Origin of the sequence: Pseudomonas sp. C8002 (assembly GCF_013385765.1) — a bacterium.
In the GTDB taxonomy this organism is placed as follows: domain Bacteria; phylum Pseudomonadota; class Gammaproteobacteria; order Pseudomonadales; family Pseudomonadaceae; genus Aquipseudomonas.
This window is the reverse complement of sequence record NZ_JACAPJ010000007.1, coordinates 384,382-400,799: the sequence shown is the minus strand read 5'-3', so window position 1 is coordinate 400,799 and position 16,418 is coordinate 384,382. Positions and strand designations below refer to the sequence as shown.

The window sequence follows — 16,418 nt, the reverse complement described above, 5'->3', positions numbered from 1 at the left end:
CCCGCTCCCACATTTTGATCTCTGTTGGGTTTAGTAACCGCGTTGGGTATCAGCGAGGTTTTCCAGCGGCCGATCACTCAGATACCTTTCCAGATTGCCCAGGAAACTGTCCGCAATGTCATGCCGGCTATTGGTCGAAATCGCCGACGTATGCGGCGACACCCTGACCCTCGGATGCCCATACAACGCATGCCCGTCCGGCAATGGCTCGGGCTCGGTCACATCCAGCGAAGCCAGCCCGATATGGCCGCTGTCCAGCGCCTCCAGCAACGCCTCATGATCCACCAATCCTCCCCGGGCAATATTGATGAGGTGCAACCCTGGCTTGGCATTCGCCAGCGCCTCCCGATCGACGATATGCCGTGTGGCCTCCGTCAGTGGCGCTGCCAGCACCAGGTGATCGGAACGCGCAAACAGGTCATGGATATCCCGCGCCGCGTCCACACCCTCCACGTCAAACGGCGTGTCACTTTGGCGTAATGCCACCACCTTGATCCCCAACCCATGAGCCTTCTGCGCCAGGCTGCGGCCAATCGCGCCAAACCCGAGAATCCCCAGGGTGGTGCCCTTGAGCGGGCGCAGCGGGGTGAACTGCCACTGGGCATCCTTTACCCAGATATCCGGCAAATGCTTGGCCGCCGCGAAGATTGCCGCGAGGGCGAACTCGGCGAGGTTTTCGGCGGCGCTGCCCCGTGAGGTGCTCACCGGCGGCCCGTTGAACAGCCACCTGGGATAGAAGTCGATGCCCGACGACACCACCTGGATCCACTGCACGCCATACGGCCAACCCGGTGGCGGTGTGTCCGGCGCGGTGTAGCCGCGCACATTGATCGGCCGGGCCAGCAGGATATTGGCCTGGGCCGGCAAGTCGCTGGGCACACCGGCCGGCACACTGATCACCTCTGCACCGGGGTGCGTGAGGGCCAGGCGCTGGCGGATGACTTGATTGAAATCTTCGTCCAGCTGGCTGGCGATAATCACCTGGCTCATGGGCGTTCCTTGTGTCGTTGAGCGAAGACGGCCTTGCCGACGCCTTGCAGCACCGCGTCGTTCTGCGGGGTATGCACGCGGCTGCACAGCACGTCGCGGTAATGCCGCTGCAGTGGGCTGTGTCGGGACAGGCCGGGATTGCCGGACGCCTCGATGGCCAACTCGACGGCACGGATCGCGTTGCCGGTCACCAGGTATTTGATCTGTGCGGCGTGGGCTGCCGGGGTGTGCCCGTCGGCGGCGGCGTCCAGCAGGCTGCGGTTGGCAAACAGCAGAGTGTCGATATGCCCGACGGTCTCCTGAAAGCGCGGCAAGGTCGACAGCGCGGCGCCGAGGTTGGACGGCTTGCGTTGTTCCAGCCAGTCCACCAGCCAGTCGCGCGCGGCCTGGGCCACGGCGTCGTACACCGATGAGAGCAGTACCGACATCCACAGGAATCCGTCACCGTCCAGTTCCGCCTGCGGTGCGCTCCAGGGGCTGACGCTGACCGCGTGGTCCAGCGGCACCAGCACGTTGTCGAACACCACTTCATGGCTGCAGGTGGCGCGCATGCCGAGGTGGTCCCAGGTGTCGATGATGCTGATGCCGGGGCTGTCCCTGGGCACCAGCCAGGCGCCTACCAACGGGTCTTCATCGCTGCTGCGGGCCCACACGCTGAACCAGCTCAGGCCATGGCTGCCGGTGGAGTAGATCTTGCGCCCGCTGATGCGCCAGCCGGCGGCGGTACGCCGGGCGATGGTCGCGGGCAGGCCGCCACGGGCCGGGGTGCCGAGGTCGGGTTCGACGCGCAGGGCATTGATCAGCGCCCCATTGCGCACAGCGTCTTCGGCGACCTGGGTGCGCAGGGCGGGCGGCCAGGTTTTGCTGTCTTGCAGGCGCGTGTGTTGCAGGTACTGCATCACCAGGATCAACGCGGTGGACGGCTCGCCCTTGGCAATCGCGCTGATGGCCTTGCGCGCCTGGCTCAGGTTGGCACCGCCACCGCCGAGGGCCTTGGGCACGGTCAGGGCGACAAGGCCGTGTTCGTGCAGCAGCTTGAAGTTGTCGTGGGGGAAGGTGCCGCATTCATCAACGATGTGTGCAGTGGCGGCGAGCTGGGCGCTGAGGCGTTCCAGCAAGGCTTCGAAATTGGCCACTTCCACGGAGCGCAGTGACGGTTGAGAAGAAAGGCTCATGATGGGTGTACTCGTTCAAAATGTGGGAGCGGGCTTGCTCGCGAAAGCGGTGTGTCAGGTTGCACATCCGTTGGCTGATCCACCGCTTTCGCGAGCAAGCCCGCTCCCACATGGGTTATTCGGCGTTTTCGAAGGCGGGTTATATCGGCAGCAACTTGAACTGCCGGTCCCACAACGGGCTGACATCCAGCCGCTCGTTCAATACCCCGGCATTGAAGAACAGGTCCGCCACTTCCTGCTGCGAAGCGATGGCCTGGTCGTTCACCTCGATCACGCTGTAGGGCTGGCTGCGGTTGTTGTACACGTCGAGGAACACGGCCTTGTCCACACCGAGCAACTTCGCCGATTTTTCAGCCCACGGCTCGGGGTTGTTGTTCATCCATTCCAGCGTGCGCGCCTGGCGCTGCAAGTAATCCTGGATCGCCTGTTTGCGCAGCGGGTCTTCCAGGGCAGCGGGGCGGGCGCCGATCAGGTAGTTGCCGGAGAGGTAGCCGAGGGCGGTTTTCAATACCCGGGCGCCGCTGCGGAATTTCGCCAGTTGGATAAACACCCCGTAGATCACCCAGGCGTCCAGCTGGCCACTCTGGAACGCGCTGAAACCGTCCTGTGGCGTGAGTGCCACGGGGGTGATGTCGTTGAAGGTCAGCCCTTGCTCCTTCAAGGCCTTGATCAAGAAGTAGTGCGAGGTGGTGGAGCGCACATAGCCCACACGCCTGCCTTTCAACTGGGCGATGGATTCAATTTTCGACTCCTTGGGAATCAGGATCACCTGGTTATTCACGTCACCTTGCAGCACCGCAATCAGCTTCGGCTCGCGGTGGCTCTGGATCGAGAAGATCGGCGGGATCTCGCTCATGCCGCCAATGTCCAGGCTGCCGGAGGCCAGCGCTTCGACGATCAGGTTGCCGCCGGCGAACTCGGCGTAGTCGACTTTATAGGGCGTGTTGGAAGTGCCGGCGTCGTCGGTGAAGTACGAGTCCTGGCCACGGTAGGTGGCGACGGCCAGGGTCAGGTCCGAGAGCTTCGCAGGTGCAGCGAAAGCCCGGGGCACCAGCGAGGCGAGGCCCAGCGCGCCAAGGGCAATCGAACTGGCGCCCAGGAAGCCGCGACGATTGAACTGTCCGTGTTTGATCGTGTTCGTCATGGTCGTGCCCTGGTCAGATGGCGATCTGCGTTGGTTGAGTTACGAACGGGGTGCTGTAGCGGTTCGCCGGCACGTCCAGGCCAAGGTTTTCCCGCAGGGTGGCGCCGCTGTATTCGCTGCGCAACAGCCCGCGTTGTTGCAGCACCGGCACTACCAGCTCGGTGAAGTACTGCAAGCCGTCCGGCAGCAGTGAATTGATGATGAAGCCGTCGGCCGCGCCGGCTTCGAACCAGGTCTGGATCGCGTCGGCGACCTGCTCCGGGGTACCGACAAAATCGCGCTTGGGCCGGGAGAACCGCAGGGCCACTTCCCGCAGGGTCAGGCGTTCATCGCGGGCCAGTTGCTTGATGCGGTCGGAGCCGCCTTTCTGGCTGTTGGAGCCCAGGTCGCCGAGTTCCGGGAAGGGTTCGTCCAGCGGGTACTTGCTGAAATCGTGGTCGTTGAACGGGCGGCCCAGGGCGACGATTGCGTCCTCGACGGTCACCAGCTCCACAGCTTGCTGATAGCGGCTTTCCACCTCGGCTTCGTCGCGGCCAACAATCGGCCGGATGCCCGGCAGGATCGACAACTGATCAGCATCACGGCCAAAACTGCGCGCGCGTTTCTTCAAGTCCTGGGCGTAGGCTTTGGCTTCGTCGAAGGTCTCGGCATGGACAAAAATCGCGTCGCTGTTTTCGGCGGCAAAATTGCGCCCGTCCTCGGAAGTGCCCGCCTGGAAAATCACCGGCTGGCCCTGGCGCGAGCGGGCGATATTCAGCGGGCCCTTGACCGAGAAAAACTCGCCCTTGTGCCCCAATGCATGCAGCTTGCCGGGAGTGAAGAATTCGCCGCTTTGCTTGTTGTACGCAAAGGCATCGTCTTCCCAGGAATCCCACAGGCCCTTGACCACATTCACGTGCTCCCTGGCGATGCGGTAGCGCACGGCGTGGGGCGGGTGCTCGGCCTTGCCGAAGTTGTCGGCGGTGCCGCTGAGCCACGAAGTCACCACGTTCCAGCCGGCGCGGCCGCCGCTGATGTGGTCCAGGGAGGCGAACTGGCGTGCCACTTGGAACGGTTCGGTGTAGCTCACGGTGACGGTCGCCACCAGGCCGATGTTCGAGGTCAGGGCCGCCAGGGCCGAAAGAATGGTCAGTGGCTCAAAACGGTTGAGGTAGTGCGGGCTGGATTTTTCATGGATATGCAGGCTGTCGGCGATGAACACGAAGTCGAACTTCGCGCCTTCGGCCAGTTGCGTCTGATGCTTGTAGAACCCGAAGTTGACGCTGGCATTGGGTTGCGCCTGCGGGTGGCGCCATTCGCCCCAGCCGTGACCGACGCCGTGCACCATGGCACCGAGTTTCAGTTGGCGTTTGCTCATGTTCTCTCTCCTTTTAGCGGGAAGCCTGGGTAAGCGGGGCACGTTTGGCGTTGAAGCTTTTGTCGAAGCCTTGGGAGACGTCGATGTGTTTGGTCAGCAGGCCTTCGTCCTGATAGATGTCGGCGGTGGTTTGCAGGCCGCTGATCACCGAGTCGTCAATCGCCACCGGTTGCATATGGGTGGCGTTGGCCACGGCTACGTGCACCTCCAGCGGCAAGCCGGTGATTTTGGCCATGGCGGCGGCGAACGCCTGCGGGTGATCGTTGCTCCAGCGGTAGGCGCGGTCGACCCGGGCCACGAAGTCGTCCAGCTGCACGCGCTTGTCGGCAATCGCCTTGCTGGTGGCGGCGAGGTACAGGTGATTGCTCAGCAGGTTGTTGCCGCTGGCAAGGACCCTTGCCTGGCTCTGGCTGGTGACCACGGTGGTGTAGGGGTCCCAGGTCGACCAGGCATCGGCGGTGCCGTTATCCAGCACCAGCCGTGACTCGCTGGGCAGCAGGAAGATGAACTGCACGTCGTGGGTGGAAAGGCCGGCGCTGCGCAGCGCCTTGATCGCCAGGAAGTGCCCGATGGAGCCGCGGGTGGTGACGATGCGCTTGCCCTTGAGGTCGGCAAGATCGTGGATCGGGGAATCTTTCGGAACAATCAGCGCGGTGGTGTTGCGGCCTTCGGCGTGGATGATGCTCACCACCTTCAGCGGTGCTCCGGCACCGAGGGCGAACACGTAGGGCGCGTCCCCCAGCGCGCCGATGTCCACGGCCCCGGCGTTGAGGGCTTCGCCCAGCGGTGCGGCGGCGGGGAACTCGGACCACTGGATTTCGTAGGGCACATCCCGGGTTTCGCCGGCGACTTCCAGCAGCGCCTTGATGGTGGATTTCTGGTTGGCCACTCGCAGGGGCTGCAGGTCGGCGGCCTGGCAAGTCGCACCCAGGGTGAGGGCGGCCAGTAAAAGGGCAAGGGTAAAGCGCATCAGGCGGGCTCCAGGCTAGGTCTTGCGTTCAGTCGCCTCCGCCTGGAGAAGGGGTCGGCTGGTAGTGGGAAGAGGAGCGAGCGGACTCGCTCCTGGGGGTGTTCAGATCACATAAAACCCGTGGGTGCCGTCGCGGGCCAGTTGGTCCACCAGGCCGAACTCCCAGTCGAGGTAGGCCTGCATGGCTTCCTTCGGATTGTCGGTGCCTTCGTACGGGCGGCGGTAGCGGTCGATGCGCGGTGAAGCGAGGCGGGTCTCGCCTTCCTCCAGCGGCAGTTGCGCGGCGATCCAGCTGGCAGTGCCGTCCTGCAGCAGGAACACGGGCTTGCCGGTCAGCACTTCGACTTGCGCTACCGCGAGGCGCGCCAACTGGCTGCTGCCACAGGTCAACACGTAGCGTTCGGCAGCAGGCACCTTGCGCAAGGCTTCGGGCAACTGCCCGCGCAACGCCCACCAGGCACCGGGAATGTGGCGCTTGACGTAGTTGGCGCTGGCGGTGAAATCCAGTACTGCGGTGTCGCCATGAGCCTGCCATTCGGCGAGGGTGTGCGGGCTGATGAGTTCGGCCTGTTGCGGCGCCGGGACGGGGGCAACCCAGGCCCCCGGTTCGCTGAAGTGCGCAGGTTGCAGGTCATCCAGCACATGCACTTCCCAACCCAGTTGTGCGAGCCAGGACGCAGACATATTGGCCCGCACGCCGTCGTCATCCACCAGTACCAGCCGGGCGCCGCGTACGCTGGCGACGTGATCGGTTTCCTGCACCAGCTGGCCGCCCGGCGTGGAGCGCGAGCCGGGCAGGTGGCCGGCTTCGAATTCTTCCGGGGTGCGTACGTCGAACAGGTAAGTGGTGCGCGCCGCTTCCTGCTGCCAGCGTTGCAGGTCGGCGAGGGTGGCGCGGCCTACGCGGGCCTTGTCGGCGACTTGGCGGGCGTCCCTGGCGGCGATCTGGCGGTGTTCTTCCGAGGTCGGCGCGAAGCGTCGAGCCTGGCCGTGTTGCAGCTTCTGCCCGGCCAGGGTCCAGCCGATGGTGCCGTTGCGCAGGGCAGACACCGGGTTGGCGATGCCGGCATTGATCAGCGACTGGGTGCCGATGATGCTGCGGGTACGCCCGGCGCAGTTGACGATAATGCGCGTGGCCGGGTCCGGTGCCAGCTCACGGGCGCGCAGCACCAGTTCGGCGCCGGGCACGCTGATGCCGGTGGGAATGCTCATGGTCTGGTATTCATCGAAGCGGCGGGCGTCGAGCACCACCACGTCGGCGTTGCTGTCGAGCAACGCCTGCACTTCTTCAGCCGCCAGCGACGGTGTGTGGCGCTGGCTTTCCACCAGCTCGCCAAAGGATTTGCTTGGCACGTTGACGTCGATAAACAGCTCGCCGCCGGCGCTGCGCCAACCGTCCAGGCCGCCTTCCAGCAGGCTGACCTCGGTATAGCCGAGCGCCTGCAAGCGCTGGGCGGCGATCTGTGCCAGGCCTTCACCGTTGTCGTACACCGTCACCTGGGTATCCCGGCGTGGGATGCGTGAATACACTTCCAGTTCCAGTTTCGACAGCGGGATATTCGCGGCGAACAGCGGGTGGGATTCGGCGAAAGGCGCTTCCTCGCGCACATCCACAAGGGCGACTTCTTCACGGTCCAGGAGGGCCTGGCGAATCTGGGCGAAGCTGCGGTTCGATAGAGTCATGGGGCAGGGCTCTCTTTGGACAGGGCGTCTTTGGACAAATCCCAGATGTTCGGGAGAAAAGCGTTGGAATAACCGGAGATAAACAGTTTCTCGCTGCCGTCCGGCTGGTACACGGCGCGGCGCACCGCACCGATGTTGGCGCCATACACATGAATGCTGATGGACACCTGGTCACTGAAGGCATTGCTGACTTGATGGATGTCACCGATCTTCGGCGACACGGCTTCCACCTGGCCGGGTTCCAGCTGGATGCGCTTGCCGTCGGCGACCAGTGCGCCCTCGGCGTTACGCGCAAAGCCCTGGGAATACTCGGAACCGCGCAGCATGCCGATCAGCCCCCACACGCGATGGTCATGGATCGGCGTGGTCTGCCCCGGCCCCCACACAAAGCTGACGATGCTGAAGCGCTGGCGCGAATCGGCGTGCAGCAGGAATTGCTGATAACGCTCGGGGTCGGGTTGGGCAAACTCGTCCGGCAGCCAGTCATCGTGGCTGACCAGTTGCGCCAGCAGCTTGCCGCCGCGGTGCAGCAAGTCGCCTTCGCGAGGGTTGCCGTCGATCAATTCCGCCAGGGCGCCAATGAATGCTCTGAGTCTCTCCGGGTGTCGGGCCTGGGTCATGACAATTCCATCGTGGGTGGTTCGTGGTGATGGGTTTATCTAAGCATAATGTTTATAGTTAATATGCTATTTTTTAATGATTAGGTTATAGCGGAAAGTAATTTAGAACCGGTTTGAATAGCGTTAGACGTTATCGATCCGGGGGTTGGGCTATCCAGCCACCGTTTATGGAACTATGCTTTTCACACATCTTAATGACTGTTCTCTATGTGCGGCCCAAATGAAAATTGACGATATCGATGCCTTTGTCGAAGTGATTCGTTGCCAGTCCATCAGCCATGCCGCCGAGTCGCTGCAACTGACCCAGCCGGCCATTACCCGTCGCGTGCAGAACTTCGAGCAGGCGCTGGGGGTGGAGTTGTTCGACCGCAACACCAAGCCGCTCAAGCCTACTTTGATCGGTACGCGGGTGTATGAACAGTGCCGTTCGATCCTTCGGGAAATGGACGCCCTGCGGGAACTGGTGGCCACCGACGCGCCGCCCACCGGCCTGCTGCGCCTGGGGGTGCCGCAGACCATTGGCGACGTGGTGTTGCTGGACGCCCTCAAGCACCTGCGCAGTGAATTCCCCGAGCTGCGGGCCCAGGTGGCTACCGGCTGGGGCAGCCAACTGGTGGGCAAGATCGAGCGCGGCGAACTGGACGCGGCGGCGGCGCTGTTTCCGGCGGGCAAGATCTTCCCGGATAACATCGTCGGCGAGTCCATCGGCAAGATGGAACTGGTGGTGGTGTGTGCCAAGGCCCAACTGCCGAAGAAGCCCTGCAAGCTGGCGGACGTGTACCAGAATGGCTGGATCCTGAACCCGGATGGCTGCGGTTTCCGTGCCGGGTTGCAACGCACCCTGTCGGACCAGGGCCTGGCGTTGCGGGTCAACCTGGAGACCTTCGGCACCGAGCTGCAACTGGGCCTGGTGGCTGACGGCCTGGGCCTCGGCCTGGTGCCACGCCCGCTGCTGGAGCGCAGTGCCCATCGCGATCAACTGGCGGCCATGCCACTGAAGGACTTCAAGCCGGTGATGGACCTGTGGCTGATCTACCCGCATTTCCTGGGCAACCTGCAAGGGCCGGTGGACGCGTTTGGCAAGCTGGTGGCGGCGTCGTTGCACAAGGTGCGCAATGCGGCGTGATATGAAAAAAAATAATAATTAGCTTAGATTAAAATGTGCTTTTTATTATTTTTGGTCATCCCCTAGGCTTGCCTGGAAGTCCTTAAGGCCATCCAGGAAGTTTTGCCATGAGCAGCGTCACCTCGATCTCCAGTGTCTCGAACAACGTCCGCCAGCGGGTTACCCCGGAAGAGTGGGAGGTGCGCGTTAAACTTGCGGCGGCCTATCGGCTGGCGGCCTTGTACAAGTGGACCGACCACATCTACACGCACTTCTCCGCCCGGGTGCCGGGGCCTGAGGAGCATTTCCTGATCAATGCCTACGGGCTGTTGTTCGATGAGATCAGCGCTTCGAATCTGGTCAAGGTGGATATCGACGGCACGATTGTCGATGACCCTACGGGCCTGGGGATCAACTATGCGGGCTATGTGATCCACAGCGCTATCCATGGGGCTCGCCACGATTTGCAGGCCGTGCTGCATACGCATACGCGCGACGGTATTGCGGTGTCGGCGCAGAAGGACGGGTTGTTGCCGATCTCCCAGCATTCCATCGGGTTTTCCGGGCGCGTTGCGTACCACGGGTATGAAGGTGTGGCCCTTGACCTGGATGAGCGTGAGCGGTTGGTGGCGGACCTGGGGGACAAGAGTGTGATGATCCTGCGCAACCATGGATTGCTGACGGCGGGGGTGAGTGTGGAGCATGCGTTCCAGCAGCTGCAGGGGCTGGAGCGGGCGTGCAATATCCAGATTGCGGCGCAGGCGGGGGGGAATGCCGAGTTGATCTTTCCGCCGGCGGAGGTGGTGGCCAAGGTGGAGAAGCAGGCAGAAGTGTTCAAGAGCGGGGATGGGCCGGGGGTGGCGCGGCACTGGAATGCGTTGATTCGGCAGCTGGAGCGCAGCGATACCGATTACAAGAACTGATCGATGCGGTGAGAGAGACTGCTCCCTCACCGCAGGTCGGGTCAGAAGCTGTACTTGGCGGTCACCGTGAAATTGCGTGGATCGCCGTACACGTCATACGGACTCCAGGTGCTGTTGCTGGCGATGCCCTGATAGTACTTTTTGTCGAACAGGTTGTTGACGTTCAGCCGGGTATCGAGGTGTTGATTGACCTTGTAGCCCACCATCAATCCCACCAGTGCATAGGCCTCCTGTTCGATATGGTAGGGGCCGAAACTTGAGTTGCTGCCCTTGTTGAACATGCTGCTCTGGCCATACAGGTTGGCGCCGACACGCCACTGATCCAGCTCCCCTGGCAGGGTGTACACGGTGTTCAACTTGAACATATGGCGTGGCAGGTCGGTGTCGAACAGGCGGCCCTCCTTGGTGCGGTCGGCATCCTTGCGGTACTTGGCCTGGGCGAAGGTGTAGCCGGCGCCCACTTGCCAATCAGGGGTCAGGGCGCCGATCAATTCCAGGTCGATACCCTGGCTGCGGACCTTGCCGGCGGCTTCGTAGCAGTACACACCGTCGTTGCTGCGTGCGCACTGGGACTGGTTGTCGAGCAAGGCCGCGCGGTTTTCCTGGTCGATCTGGAAGAGCGCGGCACTGGCATTGAGCGCGCCGCCGAAGTATTCACCCTTGATACCTATTTCGTAGTTCTTGCCTTCGATCGGCTTGATCACCGAGTTGTCGTTGGCGACCTCGCTTTGCGGCATGAAAATGTCGGTGTAGCTGGCGTAGACCGAGTGGTGCTCGTCCAGTTCATAGATCACGCCCGCGTAGCGCGTCAGGTTGCGGGTGACCTTGTATTGGCTGTTGGTGTAGTAACCGTCATTGATCTGGTTGTAGATCGAGGTGGTGTCGTACCAGTCCAGGCGTGCGCCGAGAATGACTTTCAGCGGGTCGGTGATGCTCCAGCGGGTGGTGATGTAGATGCCTTCCTGGTCGACTTTTTCATTCAGGTCGTAGCTGTCCGGAACACTGGGCTTGGGTACGCTGCGGGGGCTGAAGTTGATGATGTCGGCCACTGGAATGAAGGTGTTGCCGCCCTTGCCGCTGGTCTTGAGTTGGCGCTTGCTGGCACCCACGACCAGTTCATGCTGGCGCCCCAACAGGCTGAATGGTCCGCTGGCGTAGGCATCATAAGTGGACTGATCGTAGTTGCGGGTCTGGTTGAACACCCGCTGCTGGTAGGCGCCGTAGTGTTCCAGCACGGCACCGGTCAGCGCGAAGTCAGACCAGTTCTTTGACGCGGCCAGGTGCAGGCGCCAGTCATTGTCGAACCGGTGATCCAGCTCGGCAAATACGGTTTTGTTGTCGATGTCCTGGTGGCTCCAGCTATACCCAAAGGTCTTTGAACGGGAAAAGTTGGCATGGCTGCCGTCGCTGTTGACCGGTAACCCGCCCCAGTTGATGTTGTTGTTATCGTTCTGATCCGAAGCTCCCAGGGTCAGGGTGGTGCTGTCGCTCAGGTCGAACTCGCTGATGCCGTAGAACACCCCCCGTTCGCGGCCGGCGTAATCCTGGAAGCTGTCCTTGTCCTGGTACGCCCCGACAAACCGTCCACGCACGCTGGCGCTGTCGTTGAGGGGGCCGGACACGTCCAGCTCGGAGCGGTAATTGTCCCAGCTGCCGGCGCTGCCAGTGACGCTGGCCTGGAACTCCCGCGTCGGTCGCTTGCGCACCATGTTGATCGCCGCGGACGGGTTGCCGGCGCCTTGCATCAGACCGGTGGCGCCGCGCACGATTTCCACGTGGTCGTAGGGCGCCATGTCGGCAGCGGCGACCCAGTCGGCGTTGTAGGTGGTGGGCAATCCGTCGAACATCAGGTTGTTGATGGGGAAACCGCGGGAGAAATACTCACTGTTGGCCGGCCGTGCTGCGGACATGCGCAGCCCTGGGGTTGCCTGCACCACATCGTCGAGGCTGCGCATGCCCTGGTCGTCCATGCGTTGACGGGTGATGACGGTCACCGATTGCGGCGTTTCACGCAGCGACAGCGGCAGCTTGGTGGCGGTCTGCATTGAGCCTGTGGCGTAGGAGCCGGTATTTTCCGTGGTAGCACCCAGCCCCGTGGCATTGATGTTGGTGGCGCCGAGCTCCAGGGCACCAGTGCTGTCGGCCTCGGGCACCAGCACATAGCTGCCGTTGGTTTGCAGCGCGGCGGTGTAACCGCTGCCCGCCAGAATCCTCGCAAAGCCTTGGGCTACTGTGTAGGCACCCTCGAGGCCCGGACTGTTTTTGCCGGCGGTCAGGCTCGCGTTGGCGGACACCGCAATGGCTGCTTGCAATCCGAACTGGCCCAACACCTGGTCCAGCGGCCCTGCGCCGACTGCGAAGTGGATCTGCCTGTCTGCCGTTTGCGCCGGGGCTACCGGTGCGAGCACGCTTTGCGCAAGTACCGCGCCGCTGAACAGGACCAGGCTGAGGGTTGATGCACAGCGATGATTGCTGCTGCGTGGGCGAGGGGCGGAGCGGTCTTTCATGGCAGGTTTCCGGAGTCAGGAGGAGGGCTTTCCCGCCACTGCAATGAGCGGGAGTCGCCCATAAGCCAAACGAGAATGAAAAACCTGCGGCTTTTTTCAGTTTATTTTCATGGCAGGCTCACCGCGCGGTGAGGGTGACCCAATAACGCGTGCGCTGCTGCACCTTCACCGGGAGGCTCTGTTCAAGCATCGAGAAGATCTGCCCGGGATTGTTCAGCGGGTAAGAGCCGCTCAGTCGCAGGTCGGCGACCGCCGGTTCGCAGCGCAAAATGCCTGGCAGATACCGCGCCAGTTCCTGGGCGAAATCCTCCAGGCGCATGCGTTCGGCTACGATGAATCCGTCGATCCATGCCGTATCGTTCAGGTTGGCCGGTTGTGCCGGGTAGACGCGAGTGCTGCTGATCCAGGCCTGTGAGTGGGCGTCTACCACCAGCGCCTCGCCTCCTGCCTTGAGGCGGGCGGCGACCCGGCCGCTGCTGACGGACACCAGGGTTCCGTGCCCATCGTTTTCGCGCCGTACGGTGAACCGCGTGCCCAACGGCTGCAGGCGCGCTTCGGCGGTGTACACCAGCAAGGGGCGCCCGGCGGGGTCGCTGGCGGTGAGGATGTCGACTTCGCCTTGACGCAGGGTCAGGCGGCGTTCCTGGGTATCGTATTGCGCATCCAGCAGCGTTCGGGTGTTAAGCCAGATTTGTGTGCCGTCGCTCAGCGTGTGGTGGCGGCGTTCGCCGGTTGCGGTGTGGTAATCGGCCAGGGCGCTTTGTACCCAAAAGCTGTCACTGGCCTGCCAGGCGGTACCGCCCAACAAGCCGGCACCCAACAGGAGTTTCAGCACCTGGCGACGATCACGCTCCAGGGTTCGGGTCTGTTGCAAGGTCTGGCGTGCCAGCGGGGTGCTCAGTTGCTGGCTGCGCCGTTGCAACTGTTGGGTGAGGGTGGTGAAGCGTTGCCAGGCGCGTTCGTGTTGGGGGTCGGCCTGGCGCCACTGTTGCAACTGTTCCTGCTGCTGGGGGCTGATCTCACCCGATTGCGCCAGGGTGAACCAGGCGACAGCCTGGTCACGCACGGATTCGGGGATGGGGTGTTCCTGATGATCCTGAACCGACACGGCGCTTACTCGAACTGGCTGGCATAGCAGAGGGCGAACGCTTTGCTCATGGACTTTTGCACCTTGTCCACACTCAGGCCCAGCTGGCTGCCGATCTGCTTGTAGGTCAGCCCGTCGAGCTGCGACAGCAGGAAGATCTCGCGCATGCCGGCGGGCATCCCATGCAGCAGTTCATCGACCTCCACCAGGGTTTCGATCAGCAGGTATTTGTCTTCCGGCGATATCTCCAGCGCTTGTGGTTGCTCGGCCAACACGTGTTGGTAAGCGCGCTCCACTGCCTGGCGGCGCCAGCGGTTGATCAACAGGCTGTTTGCGATGGTGGCAAGGTAGGCCAGGGGCTGGCGCAATTCATTGACCGGACGCCGCGCACCGATGATTCGCACGAATGTGTCCTGGGCAAGATCATCGGCATCGGCAGTTTCGTGCAGGCGTTTGCGCAACCAGTTTTTCAACCACCCACTGTGTTCAAGGTAGAGGTGTTCGACGTCCTGTTCGAAACTGCTGCGGTTGTTCATGGAATGCGGGTGCCAGCTAGTGATTGATAATTATTCTCAACTTTAGCGTGGCGAGAGGGTTGGATGCAATCAGCGATTTTCTCTGCGGGAGCTGCGTGGGCAGCTCCTTCAGGTAGTTTCAGGCGACTTTTTCCGCCGCCTGGCGTTCCCGTTCAGCCACCAACTGCCGGGTCAGCGGAATCAGCCGCTTGCCGTAATCGATCGCATCATTGAGCGGATCAAACCCACGAATCAAAAACGTCGTGATACCCAGGTCGTAGTAATCCAGCAACGCCTCGGCCACCTGATCAGCCGTACCCACCAGCGATGTAGAGTTACCCTGGGCCCCCAGCAACCCCGCAATCCCGGTCCACAACCGCTTATCCAACCGCGACCCCTGGGCCGCCGCCGCCAACAGCCGCCGCGACCCCTCATTCGGCGGTTCACGCCTCACAAACCCATTCTTCTGCGCCAACGCCGTCGCCTGCTCCAGGATGCTGTCCGCACGCTCCCAAGCCAGCGCTTCAGTCTCTGCCAGAATCGGCCGCAACGACAAACTGAAGCGAACCGTACGCCCATGCCTGGCCGCCTCAGCCCGCACCTGGGTGACCACTTCCTTCACCTGCTCGTAGGTCTCACCCCACAGCGCATACACATCCGCATGCTTGCCCGCCACCGCAATGGCCGCCGCTGAAGACCCGCCAAAATACAACGGTATATGCGGCTGCTGCGGCGACTTCACCGTCGAAAACGCACCCTCGTACCGGTAGTAAGTGCCGTGATGGTCGAAGGGCTTTTCACTGGTCCATTCCTGCCGCACCACGCTCAAGTACTCGTCGGTGCGCGCATAACGCTCATCCTTGTCGATATGACTGCCATCGGCCCGCAGTTCACGGTCGTCGCCGCCGGTGATGATGTGCACCGCGGTGCGCCCGCCGTTGAACACATCCAGCGTGGCGAACTGCCGCGCAGCGAGGGTGGGTTGGACGAAGCCGGGCCGGTGGGCAATCAGGAACTGCAGCTTTTTCGTCACGCTGGCCGCATGGGCAGCGATCAACGTACTGTCCGGGCTGTTGGAATGGAAGGCCACCAGCGCGCGGTCGAAGCCGGCCTCTTCGTGGGCGCGGGCCACGGTCTCCACGTAGTCGGGCTGCAAGGTCGGGCCGCTGCGAGGGTGGATCTCGGAGGCGTGGTGGCCGCCGATATAGCCGATAAATTCGATGCTCATGGTCAGTCCTTGTTGAGGGCAGGAATAAAGCTGCTATCGAAAATAGGGGCCGCACCCGAGCCTGTAAAATGCCGATTGGTTCTATCCTAATTATAAAAATACAGAATCATAGTTTTATATAGTTATCAGTAATGCGCATTTTAATCGTATTAGGTTATTCCCAAATAGAATTTCACTGAGGTTTTTTATGCGAATAGCATGAAACCGCAGCGGCGCTCCTGGCCGTGTTCTTGATGAGGAAGGAAGCCCGATGACTGAAAAGTCCCTTAACGCCAGTTCGTTTTCCGTCGACAAGGCCGAGGGTCAAGCCGGCGTTGCATCCCGCTTGATTCCGCGCTGGCTGCGCAACTGGCGCACCCCCGATGTGTTGCTGCGGCTGGTCAGCCCGATTGTGTTGCTGTTGCTGTGGGAACTGGCCTCCGAGCTGGGCTTGATCCCGGCACGGATCATCGCCGCGCCGTCTCAGATTGGCGGCACCCTGTGGGCAATGATCGTCTCCGGAGAGCTGGGCAAGCACCTGCTGGTGTCCCTGCAACGGGCGCTGCTGGGCTTGAGCATCGGCGTGAGTATCGGGGGGGTGGCCGCGTTGATCACCGGCCTGTCGAAGCGCGGCGAGGTAATCCTCGACTCACCGATGCAGATGCTGCGCACCATTCCTTCCCTGGCACTGGTGCCGTTGTTCATCCTCTGGTTTGGCATCGGCGAGTTCACCAAGATCGCACTTATCGTTACCGGCACCACCTTTCCGGTGTACCTCAACCTGTTCGCCGGCATCCGCAACATCGACCCCAAACTGATCGAGGCCGCCAACACCCTCGGCCTCAACCGTCGCGAGCTGATCTGGCACGTGATCCTGCCGGGCTCGTTGCCTTCGTTTTTTGTCGGCCTGCGCTATTCCCTGGGCATCTCCTGGCTGGCCCTGGTGTTTGTCGAGCAAATCAACACCACCGCCGGTATCGGCTACCTGGCCAGTGATGCGCGGGACTTCATGCGCACCGACGTGATCGTGATCTGCCTGTTGATCTATAGCGTGCTGGGCCTGCTGATCGACGGCTTGATCCGCACCCTGGAACGTTTTGCCCTGGCCTGGCGCCCATCGTTTGTGAGGAACTGA

At 62.3% G+C, this 16,418-nt stretch carries 14 protein-coding genes; 3 read left to right on the top strand and 11 right to left on the bottom strand.

The annotated features are described in order from the left end of the window. Positions 1 to 30: 30 nt before the first annotated feature. From HX814_RS13235 to HX814_RS13205, 7 genes are all read right to left on the bottom strand, one after another. On the bottom strand, positions 31 to 990 hold the full coding sequence (locus HX814_RS13235) for a D-isomer specific 2-hydroxyacid dehydrogenase family protein (protein WP_177008637.1): 960 nt from the start codon (positions 988 to 990) through the stop codon (positions 31 to 33). Next, positions 987 to 2,165, bottom strand: a complete 1,179-nt coding sequence (locus HX814_RS13230) for an acyl-CoA dehydrogenase family protein (RefSeq protein WP_177008636.1) — start codon at positions 2,163 to 2,165, stop codon at positions 987 to 989. The genes HX814_RS13235 and HX814_RS13230 overlap by 4 nt, the downstream gene beginning before the upstream one ends. Positions 2,166 to 2,304: 139 nt before the next feature. Beyond that, the gene (locus HX814_RS13225; RefSeq protein ID WP_177008635.1) at positions 2,305 to 3,309 is read right to left on the bottom strand and encodes an ABC transporter substrate-binding protein; all 1,005 of its coding nucleotides are present in this window, start codon (positions 3,307 to 3,309) and stop codon (positions 2,305 to 2,307) included. 13 nt (positions 3,310 to 3,322) lie between these two features. Further along, the gene (locus tag HX814_RS13220; protein WP_177008634.1) at positions 3,323 to 4,666 is read right to left on the bottom strand and encodes an LLM class flavin-dependent oxidoreductase; all 1,344 of its coding nucleotides are present in this window, start codon (positions 4,664 to 4,666) and stop codon (positions 3,323 to 3,325) included. A 13-nt stretch (positions 4,667 to 4,679) separates the two neighbouring features. Then, a complete protein-coding gene (locus HX814_RS13215) occupies positions 4,680 to 5,636 on the bottom strand; it encodes an ABC transporter substrate-binding protein (protein WP_003211301.1) in 957 nt (318 codons plus the stop codon). A gap of 102 nt (positions 5,637 to 5,738) precedes the next feature. Then, complete coding sequence (locus HX814_RS13210; protein WP_177008633.1) at positions 5,739 to 7,319, bottom strand: rhodanese-related sulfurtransferase; 1,581 nt, start codon at positions 7,317 to 7,319, stop codon at positions 5,739 to 5,741. Further along, positions 7,316 to 7,939, bottom strand: coding sequence for a cysteine dioxygenase (locus HX814_RS13205; RefSeq protein WP_087694851.1), 624 nt, complete (start codon positions 7,937 to 7,939; stop codon positions 7,316 to 7,318). The genes HX814_RS13210 and HX814_RS13205 overlap by 4 nt, the downstream gene beginning before the upstream one ends. 220 nt (positions 7,940 to 8,159) lie before the next feature. On the opposite strand from HX814_RS13205, the gene HX814_RS13200 reads away from it, so the two are divergent. Next, the gene (locus HX814_RS13200) at positions 8,160 to 9,065 is read left to right on the top strand and encodes a LysR family transcriptional regulator (RefSeq protein WP_008434597.1); all 906 of its coding nucleotides are present in this window, start codon (positions 8,160 to 8,162) and stop codon (positions 9,063 to 9,065) included. 107 nt (positions 9,066 to 9,172) lie between these two features. Continuing rightward, on the top strand, positions 9,173 to 9,967 hold the full coding sequence (locus tag HX814_RS13195; RefSeq protein WP_177008632.1) for a class II aldolase/adducin family protein: 795 nt from the start codon (positions 9,173 to 9,175) through the stop codon (positions 9,965 to 9,967). Between the two features lie 41 nt (positions 9,968 to 10,008). Here HX814_RS13195 and HX814_RS13190 read toward each other — a convergent pair whose 3' ends face one another. The 4 genes from HX814_RS13190 to HX814_RS13175 all read right to left on the bottom strand — a co-directional run bounded on the left by HX814_RS13190 (position 10,009) and on the right by HX814_RS13175 (position 15,304). Next, the gene (locus HX814_RS13190) at positions 10,009 to 12,474 is read right to left on the bottom strand and encodes a TonB-dependent receptor (protein ID WP_177008631.1); all 2,466 of its coding nucleotides are present in this window, start codon (positions 12,472 to 12,474) and stop codon (positions 10,009 to 10,011) included. A 118-nt stretch (positions 12,475 to 12,592) separates the two neighbouring features. Continuing rightward, positions 12,593 to 13,582: a FecR domain-containing protein gene (locus HX814_RS13185; protein ID WP_371318521.1), complete on the bottom strand. Its 990-nt coding sequence runs from the start codon at positions 13,580 to 13,582 to the stop codon at positions 12,593 to 12,595. A gap of 5 nt (positions 13,583 to 13,587) precedes the next feature. After that, the gene (locus HX814_RS13180; RefSeq protein ID WP_177008630.1) at positions 13,588 to 14,097 is read right to left on the bottom strand and encodes a sigma-70 family RNA polymerase sigma factor; all 510 of its coding nucleotides are present in this window, start codon (positions 14,095 to 14,097) and stop codon (positions 13,588 to 13,590) included. 118 nt (positions 14,098 to 14,215) lie between these two features. Further along, entirely contained in the window at positions 14,216 to 15,304 is a 1,089-nt protein-coding gene (locus HX814_RS13175) for an LLM class flavin-dependent oxidoreductase (protein ID WP_177008629.1), read from the bottom strand. A gap of 250 nt (positions 15,305 to 15,554) precedes the next feature. Here HX814_RS13175 and HX814_RS13170 point away from each other — a divergent pair, with 250 nt between their 5' ends. Further along, positions 15,555 to 16,418, top strand: a complete 864-nt coding sequence (locus HX814_RS13170) for an ABC transporter permease (RefSeq protein WP_177008628.1) — start codon at positions 15,555 to 15,557, stop codon at positions 16,416 to 16,418.

Coding starts and splice junctions, on each gene's coding strand:
- HX814_RS13235 (WP_177008637.1), bottom strand. CDS start 990: ATGAGCCAGGTGATTATCGCCAGCCAGCTGGACGAAGATTTCAATCAA.
- HX814_RS13230 (WP_177008636.1), bottom strand. CDS start 2,165: ATGAGCCTTTCTTCTCAACCGTCACTGCGCTCCGTGGAAGTGGCCAAT.
- HX814_RS13225 (WP_177008635.1), bottom strand. CDS start 3,309: ATGACGAACACGATCAAACACGGACAGTTCAATCGTCGCGGCTTCCTG.
- HX814_RS13220 (WP_177008634.1), bottom strand. CDS start 4,666: ATGAGCAAACGCCAACTGAAACTCGGTGCCATGGTGCACGGCGTCGGT.
- HX814_RS13215 (WP_003211301.1), bottom strand. CDS start 5,636: ATGCGCTTTACCCTTGCCCTTTTACTGGCCGCCCTCACCCTGGGTGCG.
- HX814_RS13210 (WP_177008633.1), bottom strand. CDS start 7,319: ATGACTCTATCGAACCGCAGCTTCGCCCAGATTCGCCAGGCCCTCCTG.
- HX814_RS13205 (WP_087694851.1), bottom strand. CDS start 7,939: ATGACCCAGGCCCGACACCCGGAGAGACTCAGAGCATTCATTGGCGCC.
- HX814_RS13200 (WP_008434597.1), top strand. CDS start 8,160: ATGAAAATTGACGATATCGATGCCTTTGTCGAAGTGATTCGTTGCCAG.
- HX814_RS13195 (WP_177008632.1), top strand. CDS start 9,173: ATGAGCAGCGTCACCTCGATCTCCAGTGTCTCGAACAACGTCCGCCAG.
- HX814_RS13190 (WP_177008631.1), bottom strand. CDS start 12,474: ATGAAAGACCGCTCCGCCCCTCGCCCACGCAGCAGCAATCATCGCTGT.
- HX814_RS13180 (WP_177008630.1), bottom strand. CDS start 14,097: ATGAACAACCGCAGCAGTTTCGAACAGGACGTCGAACACCTCTACCTT.
- HX814_RS13175 (WP_177008629.1), bottom strand. CDS start 15,304: ATGAGCATCGAATTTATCGGCTATATCGGCGGCCACCACGCCTCCGAG.
- HX814_RS13170 (WP_177008628.1), top strand. CDS start 15,555: ATGACTGAAAAGTCCCTTAACGCCAGTTCGTTTTCCGTCGACAAGGCC.